The 14082-nt window shown below is 72.5% G+C and carries 11 protein-coding genes and 1 riboswitch; of the genes, 6 read left to right on the top strand and 5 right to left on the bottom strand.

All coding sequences use genetic code 11. The features are described from left to right. Positions 1-23: 23 nt before the first annotated feature. Positions 24-614, bottom strand: coding sequence for a TetR/AcrR family transcriptional regulator (locus ACI2LP_RS10375; RefSeq protein WP_404724089.1), 591 nt, complete (start codon positions 612-614; stop codon positions 24-26). A 45-nt stretch (positions 615-659) separates the two neighbouring features. On the opposite strand from ACI2LP_RS10375, the gene ACI2LP_RS10370 reads away from it, so the two are divergent. The 3 genes from ACI2LP_RS10370 to cobM all read left to right on the top strand — a co-directional run bounded on the left by ACI2LP_RS10370 (position 660) and on the right by cobM (position 3661). Continuing rightward, positions 660-1556, top strand: a complete 897-nt coding sequence (locus tag ACI2LP_RS10370) for a DUF2867 domain-containing protein (protein ID WP_404724088.1) — start codon at positions 660-662, stop codon at positions 1554-1556. An 81-nt stretch (positions 1557-1637) separates the two neighbouring features. Next, entirely contained in the window at positions 1638-2885 is a 1248-nt protein-coding gene (cbiE, locus tag ACI2LP_RS10365; RefSeq protein ID WP_404724087.1) for a precorrin-6y C5,15-methyltransferase (decarboxylating) subunit CbiE, read from the top strand. After that, positions 2882-3661, top strand: a complete 780-nt coding sequence (cobM, locus tag ACI2LP_RS10360) for a precorrin-4 C(11)-methyltransferase (RefSeq protein ID WP_404724086.1) — start codon at positions 2882-2884, stop codon at positions 3659-3661. Before cbiE ends, cobM begins: the two co-directional genes overlap by 4 nt. Before the next feature lie 13 nt (positions 3662-3674). Here cobM and ACI2LP_RS10355 read toward each other — a convergent pair whose 3' ends face one another. Beyond that, complete coding sequence (locus ACI2LP_RS10355) at positions 3675-4835, bottom strand: cobalt-precorrin-5B (C(1))-methyltransferase (protein ID WP_404724085.1); 1161 nt, start codon at positions 4833-4835, stop codon at positions 3675-3677. An 18-nt stretch (positions 4836-4853) separates the two neighbouring features. Between ACI2LP_RS10355 and ACI2LP_RS10350 the strand changes: the two genes are divergently transcribed. Continuing rightward, complete coding sequence (locus tag ACI2LP_RS10350; RefSeq protein ID WP_404724084.1) at positions 4854-5594, top strand: cobalt-precorrin-6A reductase; 741 nt, start codon at positions 4854-4856, stop codon at positions 5592-5594. Here the strand turns inward: ACI2LP_RS10350 and ACI2LP_RS10345 are convergent. The 3 genes from ACI2LP_RS10345 to cobG are packed head-to-tail and all read right to left on the bottom strand — an operon-like array spanning position 5573 to position 9001. After that, positions 5573-7078, bottom strand: coding sequence for a precorrin-2 C(20)-methyltransferase (locus ACI2LP_RS10345; RefSeq protein ID WP_404724083.1), 1506 nt, complete (start codon positions 7076-7078; stop codon positions 5573-5575). The genes ACI2LP_RS10350 and ACI2LP_RS10345 overlap by 22 nt on opposite strands. Continuing rightward, positions 7075-7701, bottom strand: a complete 627-nt coding sequence (locus tag ACI2LP_RS10340) for a precorrin-8X methylmutase (RefSeq protein WP_404724440.1) — start codon at positions 7699-7701, stop codon at positions 7075-7077. Before ACI2LP_RS10340 ends, ACI2LP_RS10345 begins: the two co-directional genes overlap by 4 nt. A gap of 19 nt (positions 7702-7720) precedes the next feature. Further along, complete coding sequence (gene cobG, locus ACI2LP_RS10335) at positions 7721-9001, bottom strand: precorrin-3B synthase (RefSeq protein ID WP_404724082.1); 1281 nt, start codon at positions 8999-9001, stop codon at positions 7721-7723. Positions 9002-9111: 110 nt separating this feature from the next. Next, a riboswitch (cobalamin riboswitch) is annotated at positions 9112-9204 on the top strand. A 53-nt stretch (positions 9205-9257) separates the two neighbouring features. Here cobG and cobN point away from each other — a divergent pair. Both cobN and ACI2LP_RS10325 read left to right on the top strand, forming a co-directional pair. After that, the gene (cobN, locus tag ACI2LP_RS10330; RefSeq protein ID WP_404724081.1) at positions 9258-12845 is read left to right on the top strand and encodes a cobaltochelatase subunit CobN; all 3588 of its coding nucleotides are present in this window, start codon (positions 9258-9260) and stop codon (positions 12843-12845) included. A gap of 34 nt (positions 12846-12879) precedes the next feature. Continuing rightward, the gene (locus ACI2LP_RS10325; protein ID WP_404724080.1) at positions 12880-13587 is read left to right on the top strand and encodes an RraA family protein; all 708 of its coding nucleotides are present in this window, start codon (positions 12880-12882) and stop codon (positions 13585-13587) included. The last annotated feature ends 495 nt before the right edge of the window (positions 13588-14082 follow it).

Here is a 14082-nt window from a genome sequence, read left to right as displayed (position 1 = left end):
CGGCGCAGATCCGTCCGAGCCGCCTACCCTCGCCGCAGCAGGTTGTCCATCACCGAATCCAGGTACCCGCGCCGCTCCGCCCCCACCGGTAGCGACTCCGGCACCGCATGGCTCAGCTGCGCGTGTCCCAGATAGCTCGTGTACGCCAGCAGCCCCCGCCTGCGCGCCTCTTCCGGTGGAAGGCCCAGCTCCTCGAAGAGATGTGCGACGTACCCGATCCGACGCTCCGTCACCCGCTGAAGTACGGGTGCGACGTGGGGGTCGTCGGCGGTGGCGAGCAGCAAGACCTCGAGCGGATCCTCCGCGGCCAACGCCGTCGCCTGCGCGAAGAGGGTGCGCAGCCGCCGCTCCGGGTCCGGCTCGGCCTCCAGCGCGGTGATGATCTCCTCGGTGTCGATCTCCTCCCAGCGGGCCAACGCCGCCTCGATCAGCGCGTCCCGGTTGGCGAAGTGCCAGTAGAAGCTGCCCTTGGTGGTGCCGAGACGGGCGGCCAGCGGCTCCACGGCGACCCCGGCCAGACCGCGCTCCCCGATTGCGGCGAGCGCCGCATCGGCCCAGTCACGTGCCGTGAGCCTCTTGCGGGACTGCCCCGCCCGCTCTTCCCTCATGTCCATACGCTACCGTACGGTGAAACATACGCCACCGTATGGAGGTGCGTCATGCGCACGGTACGGAACGTCCACGAACGCAACGTCGACGCCCCGGTCGAGGTGGTCGGCGCCCTGCTCGACCGCGTCTCGTCCCCCGACGACCCGCTCAGCCCGACCCCTGTCTGGCCCCCGATACGCTTCGACGGCCCCCTCGCCGTCGGGGCGGACGGCGGCCACGGCTTCATCCGTTACTCGGTGGGTGCGTACGAACCCGGGCGCCGTATCCGCTTCGACTTCGCCCCGCCGTCCAACGGCTTCCACGCCCTTGAGCTGGAGCCACTGGACGGAGGCGGCTGCCGGGTCCGCCATGTCCTCGAACAGAAGCAGGGCCTGAAGTCATCGCTGCTCTGGACGCTGGTGATCCGCCCGCTGCACGACACGATGATCGAAGAGCTCTTCGACAACGTCGAACGCGCTGCGACCCCCGGCGCCCCGGCCCGGCCCTACCGATGGACCCGCCGCGCGCGCCTGCTGCGCCGGCTGATCTGGGTCAGGCCGGTGGCCACGGCAGTCCCCGCCGCGGCCACGCTGGCCCACCAGGCCTTCGACCGTCCGGACTTCGCGGACGCCTGCCGCATCCCGCTGGCCCCGGGGATGCCCCTCGACCCCGTGGCCTGGCACGGTGTCCTCCCTTTCGAGATCAAGGCGACCGCCCCGAACGAGCTCCTGCTCGGTGAGGACGCCGGTCATCTGGATTTCCGCGCCTCGGTCCTGATCGCCGACGAGGACGTCACACTCACCACGGTGGTGACGTTCCACAACTGGCGCGGCAGGCTCTACTTCGCCGTCGTACGCCGCTTCCATCCCCTGATGGCCCGCATGATGCTGCGCCGCGCTCACCGCCGGCTGGCCTTCGCGGCCCCACCGGCCCCCGACCGGACAACGTCCGTACGGACGGACGGCTGAAGGCAGGGCACGGGCTACAGGACTCCCGACCGCCCAGTAGAGTGCGCCTTCGTTCTCTCTCCGTCCCCGAGGTGTACGTCCGTGAGTCCCGCTTCCCCCGCCACACCGGCCGTGACCGTCGTCGGGATCGGTGCCGACGGGTGGGAAGGACTTCCCGCCGTCTCGCAGAACGCCCTCATCGACGCCGAGGTCGTCGTCGGCGGGCCGCGTCAGCTGGAATTGCTGCCCGACGTGTGCGCGGGGGAGCGGGTCGGCTGGCCGTCGCCGCTGCGGCCCGCCGTGCCCGGGCTGCTCGCCGCGCATGCCGGGCGGCGCATCGCCGTGCTGGCCAGCGGTGACCCCGTGTTCTACGGGATCGGGCGGGCGCTCACCGAAGTGCTCGGCGCCGACGCGCTGCACGTACTGCCGCATCCGTCCTCCGTGTCGTACGCCTGCGCCCGCCTGGGCTGGCCGCTGGAGGACACCGAGGTCGTGACACTCGTGGGCAGGCCCCTCGCACAGCTCGGCGCGGCCCTGCACGACGGGCGACGGCTGCTCGTGCTCAGCGCCGGGGCCGCGACGCCCGCCGAGGTCGCCGACTTCCTGCGCGAGCAGGGATTCGGCCCCAGCCGGATGCGCGTCCTTGAACAGCTCGGCGGCGAGCGGGAGGCGCAGGCGGACGGGACCGCCGAGGGGTGGGAGCGGCCGGCCGGCGACCCGCTGAACGTCATCGCCCTCGACTGCCGCCGCGCGCCCCGCGCTCTGCGGCTCGGCGCCGTGCCGGGACTGCCGGACGCCGCGTACGAACACGACGGGCAGCTCACCAAGCGCCATGTGCGGGCCGCCACGCTCGGCGCGCTCGCGCCCGCGCCCGGCGAAACTCTCTGGGACATCGGCGGCGGCTCCGGCTCCATCGCCGTCGAGTGGATGCGTACGCACCGGTCCTGCCGGGCCGTGAGTGTCGAACGCGACCCGGTGCGGGCCGACCGGATCGCCCACAACGCCGAGAAGCTCGGTGTCCCCGCACTGCGGGTGGTCACCGGAGCCGCACCCGCTGCCCTTGCCCAACTCCCCACGCCGGACGCCGTGTTCATCGGCGGCGGCCTGACCGTGCCCGGCCTCGTCGAAGCGTGCTGGGCGGCGCTGCCCGCCGGCGGGCGTCTCGTGGCCAACACCGTGACCCTGGAGTCCGAGGCGCTGCTCGCCGACTGGTACCGGCGGCACGGCGGCGAGCTGGTACGCCTCGCGGTCGCGCACGCCGTCCCCGTCGGCGGCTTCACCGGCTGGCGACAGGCCATGCCCGTCACCCAGTGGGCCGCAACCAAGTCTGGATCTGGAGAAGAACGATGACCGTGTACTTCATCGGCGCGGGCCCCGGCGCCGCCGACCTGATCACGGTGCGCGGCGCCAGGACGCTGGCGGCATGCCGGGTCTGTCTGTACGCAGGCAGCCTGGTGCCGCGCGAACTGCTCGCCGAGTGCCCGCCGGACGCCCGTCTGGTGGACACCGCGCAGCTCAACCTGGACGAGATCACGGCCGAGCTGATCCGCGCGCACGAAGCGGGCGACGACGTGGCGCGGCTGCACTCCGGCGACCCGTCCGTCTTCAGCGCGGTCGCCGAGCAGATGCGCCGCCTCGACGCGGCCGGTGTGCCCTACGAGATCGTGCCGGGGGTGCCTGCGTTCGCGGCCGCGGCCGCCGCGCTGAAGCGGGAACTGACCGTGCCGACGGTCGGCCAGACGGTCATCCTCACCCGGATCGCCAACCGCGCCACGGCCATGCCGGAGGGCGAGGACCTGGCGACGCTGGGCCGCAGCGGGGCGCTGATCGTGCTGCATCTGGCCACGCGGTACGTGGACCGGGTGGTCGAGGAACTGGAGCCGTACTACGGGTCCGACTGCCCGGCGGCGGTGGTGGCGATGGCGAGCCGCCCGGACGAACTGATCCTGCGCGGCACGCTGGCGGACATCGCGGACCAGGTGAAGGCGGCGGGTGTGCTGCGCACGGCGGTGATCATGGTGGGGCGGACGCTGGGGGCGTCGCAGTTCGGGGACAGCCACTTGTACTCGGCGGAACGGGAGAGGCGGGGGTTCTGCGCGCCGGTCCCGGGCGCGCCGGTCGCCTGAGCGGGGCGCAATTTCACGCCCGTCCGGCGATTGAGGACGAACCCCCCACCCCGTCCGGCCCCCGCGCAGCGCAGCGGCCCACGACGTCGCCCCCGCGGTCGATGCACACCACGTCCACCTCCACCGGCGCTCCCCGCAGCACCCCCAGCGCCTGGTCCCGCGCCGCCACCGCCACCAGGTCCCCCAGAGGGACGCCGTGCGCCACGCACAGCTGGAGTGCGGCCAGACCCGTGTTCGCGGTGGCCACCTCGGCCGCCAGGGAATCGGACGCGCCGCCCGCACGAGCCAGTTCCGCCAGGAAGCCCTTGTCGACCTGGGAGCGGGCCGAGTGCAGGTCCAAGTGGCCCGCCGCCAGTTTGGACAGCTTGGCGAAGCCCCCGCAGAGGGTGAGCCGGTCCACCGGATGCCTGCGTACGTACTTCAGCACCGCGCCCGCGAAGTCCCCCATGTCCAGCAGCGCGTCCTCCGGGAGGTCGTACAGGGCCGTGACCGTCTTCTCGGACGTCGACCCGGTACAGCCCGCCACATGGGTGCGTCCCGCCGCCCGCGCCACATCCACCCCGCGCCGGATCGAGTCGATCCAGGCCGAGCAGGAGTACGGGACGACGATCCCGGTCGTCCCCAGGATGGACAGACCGCCCACGATCCCCAGGCGCGGATTCCAGGTCGAGCGGGCGATCTCCTCGCCGTGGTCGACGGAGACCGTGATCTCGACGTCGCCCGTCCCGCCGTACCGCTCGGCGACCAGCGCGACATGCTCGCGCATCATCTGCCGTGGCACAGGATTGATCGCGGGCTCGCCGACATCGAGCGGCAGCCCGGGCCGCGTGATCGTCCCCACACCCGGCCCCGCCGCGAACACCACCCCGGCCCCGCGCGGCGCTGCCCGCACCGTCGCGCGGATCAGCGCGCCGTGCGTGACGTCCGGGTCGTCGCCCGCGTCCTTGACCACGCCCGCCATCGCCCGGCCGTCCGCCAGTTCCTCCGCGGCCAGCGCGAACGACGGCGTCTGGCCCTTCGGCAGCGTGATCGTCACCGGGTCGGGAAACTCGCCGGTCAGCAGCGCGGTGTACGCCGCGGTCGTCGCGGCGGTCGCACAGGCCCCGGTCGTCCAGCCGTGCCGCAGCCCGGTGTGCTTCAGTTGGGCGCTGCGCCCGCCCTTCGCTTCACTCATGAACGGACCCGAGACCCGATGCACGTACTGATCCTCGGAGGCACGACGGAGGCACGGCGGCTCGCCGAGATCCTGCCCGGGAGGGTACGCGTGACCTCCTCGCTCGCCGGGCGGGTGGCGCAGCCGAGGCTGCCCGCCCGCGAGGTCCGTATCGGCGGCTTCGGCGGCGCCGAGGGCCTCGCCCAGTGGCTGCGCGCGCACGACGTGGACGCCCTCATCGACGCCACCCACCCTTTCGCCGGGACGATCAGTTTCCATGCGGCCGCTGCCGCCGCCGGGACCCATGTTCCCCTGCTCGCCCTGCGCCGCCCCGGCTGGGTCGCAGCCGAGGGCGACGACTGGCGCCCGGCCGCGTCACTTCAAGAAGCCGCCGAGTTGCTCCCGGGCCTCGGGCAGCGGGTCTTCCTCACCACCGGAAGGATGGGTCTCGCCGCCTTCGCGGACCTCGCCGAGCCGTGGTTCCTCGTACGGTCCGTGGACGCCCCCGAACCCCCGCACCCGCCCCGCATGGAGGTGCTGCTCGACCGTGGCCCCTTCACCCTCGACGGCGAACGCGAGCTGCTGGCCCGCCATCGCATCGATGTCGTGGTCACCAAGGACAGCGGAGGGGCAGCCACCGCCCCCAAGCTCACTGCCGCCCGGGAGGCCGGACTTCCGGTGGTGGTCGTGCAGCGGCCCCCGGTCCCGCCCGGCGTCCCGGTGGCGGCCACCCCCGACGAGGCGGCCGGCTGGCTGGCTCAGCTCCCGCTCTCCGGATAGCGCCGCGGCGTCCAGACGATCTGCTCGCCGTCCCCGCGCCGTACCGTCTGCGTCTGCGACGAGCCGATGATCAGGATGGTGCGCATGTCGACCTCGGCCGGATCGAGTTCGGCGAGCCGCACGATGCGTACGCTCTCCTGTGCCCCGCCGACGTCCCGGCCCAGCACCACGGGCGTGTCCGCCGCCCGGTGCTCAAGGAGCAGGTCGCGCGCCTTGCCGACCTGCCAGGTCCGGCTCCGCGACCCGGGGTTGTAGAGGGCGAGCACCAGATCGGCCGCGGCGGCCGCGCGCAGCCGTTCCGCGATGACCTCCCACGGCTTGAGCCGGTCGGAGAGCGAGATGGTCGCGTAGTCGTGGCCGAGCGGCGCACCCGCGCGGGCGGCAGCCGCGTTCGCGGCCGTCACCCCCGGCAGCACTCGCACCGGCACGTCCTTGTACGCGTCCTGTCCGGCAGCCTCCAGTACGGCGGTCGCCATGGCGAAGACGCCCGGGTCGCCGCCGGACACGACAGCCACCCGCCGCCCGCGCCGCGCGAGGTCGAGCGCGAACTCGGCACGCTCGGACTCGACCCGGTTGTCGGAGCCGTGCCGAAGCTGGCCGGGGCGCGCCGGCACCCGGTCCAGATACGTGGTGTAGCCGACGAGATCGTCGGCCGCGGCCAGCGCGCCCCGTGTCTCGGGGGTCAGCCACAGCGGACCCGCCGGCCCGGTGCCGACCACGACGACCTCGCCCCGCTCCCGTACCTCCGTGGGAGCGTCGATACGGCTCGGCAGCACCGCCACCGAGAAGTACGGCACCGACTCCGGGTCCACGTCGGCCAGTTCGCCCGTACGCTCCCCGGCCATCGTGGCCCGCTCGACATAGCGCGCCTCGGCCAGTCGCCCGGAGCCCTCGATCGCCCGGCGCACCTTGGTGAACGTACGGCCCAGCTTCATCACCACCGCCGAGTCCGTCGAGGCGAGCCGCGCGGTCAGCTCCTCCTCCGGCAGGGTGCCGGGCAGGATCGTCAGCACCTCCTCGCCCTCGGCCAGCGGTGTGCCGAGCCGGGCGGCCGCGGCGCTCACCGAGGTGACTCCGGGGATCACCTCCGTCGGATAGCGGTCGGCCAGCCGCTTGTGCATGTGCATGTACGAGCCGTAGAAGAGCGGGTCGCCCTCGGCGAGCACGGCGACCGTGCGGCCCGCGTCGAGATGCACGGCCAGCCGGGCAGCGGCCTCGGTGTAGAAGTCCTCCATCGCGCCCCGGTAGCCGCCGGGATGGTCGGTGGTCTCCGTGGTGACGGGGTAGACCAGCGGCTCTTCGACATGGTCGGCCCGCAGGTGCTTCGCGGCGATGGAACGCGCGATGGAACGGCCGTGCCGGGCGCTGTGGTACGCGACCACATCCGCCTCGGCGATGACCTCCACGGCACGCAGGGTCATCAGGGACGGATCGCCGGGCCCGAGCCCGACCCCGTACAGCCGACCGGTCTGCTGGGTGCTCATTCCGCCTCGCTCGCTATCGCGTTGATCGCGGCCGCGGCGATGGCGCTGCCGCCACGGCGGCCGCGTACCACCAAGTGCTCCAGGCCCGAGGGGTGTTCGGCGAGTGCGTCCTTGGACTCGGCCGCGCCGATGAAGCCGACCGGCACACCGATGACCGCGGCCGGGCGGGGAGCGCCCTCCTCGATCATCTCCAGCAGCCGGAAGAGAGCGGTCGGGGCGTTGCCGACGGCCACCACCGCCCCCTCCATGCGATCGCGCCACAGCTCCAGGGCCGCGGCGCTGCGGGTGGTGCCGAGCTTCGCGGCGAGGTCGGGGACCGACGGGTCGGACAGCGTGCACACGACGTCGTTGTCCGCAGGCAGCCGCTTGCGGGTCACCCCGCTGGCCACCATGGCGACATCGCACAGGATGGGCGCACCGGCCCGCAGCGCCCGACGGGCCGAGGCCACGACGTCCGGCGTGAACGAAAGGTCGCGTACCAGGTCGACCATGCCGCAGGCGTGGATCATCCGGACCGCGACCTGGCTGACGTCGGCGGGCAGCCCCGTGAGGTCCGCCTCCGCGCGGATGGTGGCAAAGGACTGGCGGTAGATCGCCGCGCCGTCCTTCTCGTAGTCGAACACTGTGCTCTCGCTCATTTCGTCAACGCGTCACGGCGGTCGTGCGCGCAGCCGCCACGGTGGCGGCGAGTTCTGAGGGTGCGGTGACGCCGGTGTGCCGGCGCTCGCCGCGTACGCAGACGTCGTAGCCGTGGGCGGTGGCCACGACGTCGACCCGGTCACCGTGCGGATGGCCGCAACGGCGCTCGCACCCGGACCAGTGGACGGGCAGCCCGGAGGAGTCCGGGCCGAGTGCCGCCGCCGCGTCGGCGCGTACGTCGGCGAGGGACCTGGCACAGCCGGGCCGTCCGATGCAGGCGCCGACGCCGAGCCAGGGGGAGTCCGGGGAGGTGATGAGCCCGGCGGAAGCGAGGTCGGCGACGGGGCCGTCGCACCCGGGCAGGACCACGCCGCGCCAGGGAGTGAGACGCAACTCACCGCGGCCGTCGCGCTCGGCGACGGCAGCCAGCAGCCGCCACTGTGCGCCGGTGAGCCGCCCCAGGGGAGCCACGACCGAGAGCGAGGTGCGCCCGCCCGGCCCCGTGACGACGCCGGGAGCGGGCGCGGACCCGGCGGCCGGGGCAACGGCGGACAGCCGGCCACGGACCCCTTCCGCGGCCAGCCGCGCTGCCACGTTCCGGGTCAACTCCGCCGTACCGGTGGGCAGTTCACCCACCCGCCAGGTGCGGGAGCCGGCGGCGTCCAGAAAGACCTCGGCGGCGAGCAGCGCGGCACGCGGCGCATCCTGGGCGCGTACCGGCAGTGCAGCATCGTCCGCTCCCAGCCGCAGCAGCGCATCCGCATCGCCGGCCGCGACGATCGTCACATCCGCGCCCAGCGCGGCCACGTCCCCGCGCCCGTCGTCACACGCGAACAGAAAGCGTCCCGACAGCCCGAGTGCCGCCTCGCTCGCGCACAGCAGCCGGTCCAATTCCCGTGCCCAGGGCTGCACATCGGCACGGCCGAGCCCGTCGAGACCGGAGAGAGGGGAGGCGACGATGTTCCGCACCCGCTCGTGCCGGGGCGAGGGCAACAGCCCCGCCGCACCGAGCAGATCCGCCAGCTCCCCGCCACACCCCGCCGCGAGCCTCCGCAGCTGCACATTGCCGCGGGACGTGAGGTGCAGAGACCCGTCTCCCAGGCGCTGCGCGGCATCCGCCAGGGCCAGCGCCTGCCGCGCGGTGAGCACCCCGGCCGGTATCCGTACCCGGGCGAGTGCCCCGTCGTCAGCCGTGTGCAGCCGCAACGCGCCGGGGCATGCGTCATCGCGATCCCGCAGGGGGGACGTCGCCCCGGTCGTGCGGGGGCCAGGGGCCGTCGGCATGGCGGCGAGCATACCGACCGCCCGCTCACCGCCCGTACGCCCTCCACCTGCGGCTCGGGCCTTACTGCCCGAGCCTTACTATGCTCATCGACGGGCCACCCGGCCCGTCATCGCCTGCGACGGCGACATGGAGGAAGCCCGGTGCGAATCCGGCGCGGTCCCGCCACTGTGAGCCCGGTCCACACCGGGTGAGCCAGGAACTCCTGCCGTCCACACCGCCCGGGGCGCGGACACCCCGAGGAAGGCCTCCGCACGCATGCTTCTGCTGCTGTCGACCTCCGACACCGACCTGCTCAGCGCTCGCGCGGCAGGGGGCCCGGTCGAGTACCGCCTCGCCAATCCGACCCGGCTGGACCTCGCCGGGCTGCCCGCCCTGCTGGACGGCGTGAAGCTCGTCGTCGTACGTCTCCTCGGCGGCGTACGGGCCTGGCAGGACGGACTCGACCAGCTGCTGGCCGCCGGGCTGCCGGTCGTCGTACTCACCGGCGAACAGGCCCCGGACGCCCAGCTGATGGAGGCGTCCACGGTCCCGGTCGGCATCGCCGCCGAGGCACACGCCTACCTTGCTCACGGCGGCCCCGCCAACCTGGAGCAGCTGGCCCGCTTCCTCTCCGACACGGTGCTGCTCACCGGCCACGGCTTCGAGCCGCCGGCCCCCGCGCCCACCTGGGGCCCGCTGGAGCGCACGGCGCGCGAGGTGAGCGGCCCGACGGTCGCAGTGCTCTACTACCGGGCCCACCACATGAGCGGCAACACCGCCTTCGTGGATGACCTGTGCGGTGCGATCGAGGACGCGGGCGGGCGGCCCCTGCCGCTGTTCGTCGCGTCCCTGCGCGCCCCCGAAGCCGAGCTGATCGACGCGCTGGGCGCTGCCGACGCGATTGTCACGACGGTCCTCGCCGCGGGCGGCACCCGCCCGGCCGAGGCATCCGCGGGCGGCGACGACGAGTCCTGGGACGCGGGCGCGCTGAGCGGTCTGGACGTACCGATCCTCCAGGCCCTGTGCCTGACCGGCTCGCGCAGCACCTGGGAGGAGAACGACGAGGGCGTGTCGCCGCTGGACGCGGCGAGCCAGATCGCGGTGCCGGAGTTCGACGGCCGTCTGATCACCGTCCCGTTCTCGTTCAAGGAGATCGACGAGGACGGTCTTCCGGCGTATGTCGCCGACCCCGAGCGGGCCGCCCGGGTGGCCGGAATCGCCGTACGCCACGCGCGTCTTCGCCATATCCCGGCCGCCGAGAAGCGTGTCGCGCTCGTGCTCTCCGCGTATCCCACCAAGCACTCCCGTATCGGCAACGCGGTCGGCCTGGACACCCCCGCCTCCGCGGTCGCCCTGCTGCGCCGGCTGCGGTCGGAGGGCTACGACTTCGGTACTCAGGAGGTCCCCGGCCTTGCGTCGGGCGACGGCGACGAGCTCATTTACGCCCTCATCGAGGCGGGCGGCCACGACCAGGACTGGCTCACCGAGGAGCAGCTGGCGCGCAACCCGGTCCGTATCCCGGCGGCCGACTACAAGCGCTGGTACACCACGCTGCCTCAGGAACTGCGCTCGTCGGTTGAGGAACACTGGGGCCCGCCGCCCGGCGAGATGTTCCTGGACCGCAGCCGCAATCCGGAGGGCGACATAGTCCTCGCGGCCCTGCGCCGCGGGAACCTCCTCATCCTCATCCAGCCGCCCCGCGGCTTCGGCGAGAACCCGATCGCGATCTACCACGATCCCGATCTGCCGCCCTCGCACCACTACTTGGCCGCCTACCGCTGGATCGCGGCCACGCAGTCCGACGGCGGCTTCGGCGCCGACGCCATGATCCACCTGGGCAAGCACGGCAACCTGGAGTGGCTGCCCGGCAAGAACGCGGGCCTGTCCGCCGCCTGTGGCCCCGACGCCGCGCTCGGCGACCTCCCGTTGATCTACCCCTTCCTGGTCAACGACCCGGGCGAGGGCACCCAGGCCAAGCGGCGCGTCCATGCCACCCTCGTCGACCACCTCGTACCGCCGATGGCCCGTGCCGAGAGCTACGGCGACATCGCGCGCCTGGAACAACTCCTGGACGAATACGCCCAGATCTCCTCCATGGACCCGTCGAAGCTCCCGGCGATCCGTGCCCAGATCTGGACCCTCATCCAGGCCGCCAAACTCGACCACGATCTGGGCCTGGAGGACCGCCCGGACGACGACGGCTTCGACGACTTCCTGCTCCATGTCGACGGCTGGTTGTGCGAGGTCAAGGACGCGCAGATCCGCGACGGACTCCATGTACTGGGCAACGCCCCTTCGGGAGCGGACCGCGTCAACCTCGTCCTGGCCATCCTGCGGGCCCGGCAGATCTGGGGCGGCACGGCGTCGCTGCGGGGGCTGCGGGAGGCGCTGGGCCTGGACGAGTCGGCGGCCACGCGTACGACGGCGGACGAGGCGGAGGAAAAGGCCCGCGCCCTGGTCCAGGCAATGGACGACGCCGGGTGGAACCCCGAGGCAGTGCCCACCGAGTACGGGGCGGAGGTCACCGCGATCCTGGACTTCGCCGCTCGGGAGGTCGTCCCCCGCCTGTCCGCCACCAGGGCCGAGCTGGACCACACGGTTCACGCGCTGAACGGCGGCTTTGTGCCGGCCGGCCCCTCCGGCTCCCCGCTGCGCGGCCTGGTCAACGTCCTCCCGACGGGCCGCAACTTCTACTCGGTGGACCCGAAGGCGGTCCCGTCCCGGCTGGCCTGGGAGACGGGGCAGGCCCTGGCCGACTCCCTGCTCCAGCGCTACCGCACGGACAACGGCGACTGGCCGCCCTCCGTCGGTCTCTCCCTCTGGGGTACGAGCGCGATGCGCACGAGCGGCGACGATGTCGCGGAGGCGCTGGCGCTGCTGGGCATCCGCCCGGTCTGGGACGAGGCATCGCGCCGCGTCACGGGCCTGGAGCCGATCCCGGCGGCGGAGTTGGGCCGGCCCCGTATCGACGTGACGCTGCGCATCTCGGGCTTCTTCCGGGACGCGTTCCCGCACACGATCGCCCTGCTGGACGACGCGGTGCGCCTCGCCGCCTCGCTGGACGAGCCCGGCGACATGAACTTCGTACGGGCCCACACGCAGGCGGACCTGGCGTCCCACGGCGACGAACGCCGCGCCACGACCCGTATCTTCGGCTCCCGCCCGGGCACGTACGGCGCGGGGCTGCTCCAGCTGATCGACTCCCGCGACTGGCGCACCGACGCCGACCTCGCCGAGGTCTACTCGGTCTGGGGCGGCTACGCGTACGGCCGTGAGCTCGACGGCCGCCCCGCCCGCGCCGAGATGGAGACGGCGTACAAGCGCATCACGGTCGCGGCGAAGAACACCGACACCCGCGAACACGACATCGCGGACTCGGACGACTACTTCCAGTACCACGGCGGCATGATCGCCACGGTCCGCGCTCTGCGCGGCACGGCCCCCGAGGCCTACATCGGCGACTCCACCCGCCCGGAAACGGTCCGCACCCGCACCCTGGTCGAGGAGACCTCCCGCGTCTTCCGCGCCCGCGTGGTCAACCCCAAGTGGATCGAGGCGATGCGCCGCCACGGCTACAAGGGCGCCTTCGAACTCGCCGCGACAGTGGACTACTTGTTCGGCTACGACGCGACGACGGGCGTGGTCGCCGACTGGATGTACGACAAGCTCACCCAGACATACGTCCTGGACCCGACGAACCGCGCATTCCTCCAGGAGGCCAACCCCTGGGCCCTGCACGGTATCGCGGAGCGGTTGCTGGAGGCCGAGTCGCGCGGCATGTGGGCAAAGCCGGACCCGGAAACCCTCGCGGCCCTGCGCCAGGTCTTCCTGGAGACGGAAGGCGACTTGGAGGGCGAGGACTGAAGGGTGAGGGCCGAAGTGTGAGAGGAAGGACACCATGGATCCTCAAGAGCTTCGGCGGCGGTTCGAGACCCTGACGACCGCCCATCTGGCGGACGCATGCATTCGCGCTCGCATCCCGGTGCGTTGTGCGCCTGCGGCTGTGCACGCCGTGGTGCCCGGGAGCCGCCTGGCCGGCCGTGTGTCCACTGCCCGGCATGTCGGCAGCGTCGACATTTTCCTGGAGGCGTTCGAAGGGGGCGCGCCCGGCGACGTGCTGGTGGTCGACAACGGCGGACGACTCGATGAAGCGTGCGTCGGCGATCTCGTCGTTCTGGAGGCTCAGGCTGCCGGTCTGGCGGGAATCGTGATCTGGGGCCTGCACCGGGACACGGCCGACATTCGGGCAATCGGTCTGCCGGTCTTCAGCCTTGGAGCGATCCCCACCGGCCCGCTGAGCCTGGACGCCCGTCCCGACGTTGCGTTGGAATCCGCCCGCGTGGGCGACTGGACCGTGAGCCGTGAGGACGTCGTCCTGGGCGACGACGATGGCGTGCTCTTTGTGCCGACCGCCCGCGCCGCGGACATCTTCACGCTTGCGGAGTCGATCCGCGACACCGAGCGGCGACAGGCAGAACAGATCCGTGCGGGTGTCTCGCTGCGCAGTCAGGTGCAGTTCGACACCTACCTCGCCCGGCGCCGGCAGACGCCTTCCCTGAGCTTCCGCGAGCATCTGCGAGAAGTGGGCGGGGCGATCGAGGAATAGGGCGGCATCGGGTCCTGCCGGACGCGAACAGCGCCTCAACTGGGGTGACCCCGGGTAGCGTCGGTATGTGTCTGCTGTCAAGTGGTGTGACGCTCACGAATGTTTAACGAATCGCTGACTTTTGCGCCGTCGTGCTGTCACAGTGACTGATGAGACTGGTGTTACTGACCAGTTGGACCAATCGCTGAGATGAAGCCAAGGACGAAGTCGGGGAGGGACCGTGACAAGGCGTACCGCAGCACCGGACGCACTCGCCGCACTGTGCTCCCTGGTGCTCACGGTCCTTCTGCTCTGCCAGTCGGCCGTATCTGCCGCCGGGGGAGTGGAGTTGGGTGCCGGAGGGGCTTCCCGGGAGGCCGACTCCTCACCCGAGTCACCGGACGAACCCGAGTCACCGGGTGACCCCGAGCCGTCCGGTGACCCCGAGTCGACCGGCGCATGGGACCCGCCCGGAAAGCCCAACTCGCCCAACGATCCCGGCTTAGGCGTCTCACC

It is taken from the genome of Streptomyces sp. NPDC019890 (assembly GCF_044903445.1).
Lineage (GTDB): Bacteria > Actinomycetota > Actinomycetes > Streptomycetales > Streptomycetaceae > Streptomyces.
This window is presented reverse-complemented; position numbering and strand designations above follow the sequence as displayed.

Excerpts from the sequence above, each read along its gene's own strand:
- ACI2LP_RS10375 (WP_404724089.1), bottom strand. The coding sequence starts at position 614 with ATGGACATGAGGGAAGAGCGGGCGGGGCAGTCCCGCAAGAGGCTCACG.
- ACI2LP_RS10370 (WP_404724088.1), top strand. The coding sequence starts at position 660 with ATGCGCACGGTACGGAACGTCCACGAACGCAACGTCGACGCCCCGGTC.
- cobM (WP_404724086.1), top strand. The coding sequence starts at position 2,882 with ATGACCGTGTACTTCATCGGCGCGGGCCCCGGCGCCGCCGACCTGATC.
- ACI2LP_RS10355 (WP_404724085.1), bottom strand. The coding sequence starts at position 4,835 with ATGAGTGAAGCGAAGGGCGGGCGCAGCGCCCAACTGAAGCACACCGGG.
- ACI2LP_RS10350 (WP_404724084.1), top strand. The coding sequence starts at position 4,854 with ATGCACGTACTGATCCTCGGAGGCACGACGGAGGCACGGCGGCTCGCC.
- ACI2LP_RS10345 (WP_404724083.1), bottom strand. The coding sequence starts at position 7,078 with ATGAGCACCCAGCAGACCGGTCGGCTGTACGGGGTCGGGCTCGGGCCC.
- cobG (WP_404724082.1), bottom strand. The coding sequence starts at position 9,001 with ATGCCGACGGCCCCTGGCCCCCGCACGACCGGGGCGACGTCCCCCCTG.
- cobN (WP_404724081.1), top strand. The coding sequence starts at position 9,258 with ATGCTTCTGCTGCTGTCGACCTCCGACACCGACCTGCTCAGCGCTCGC.
- ACI2LP_RS10325 (WP_404724080.1), top strand. The coding sequence starts at position 12,880 with ATGGATCCTCAAGAGCTTCGGCGGCGGTTCGAGACCCTGACGACCGCC.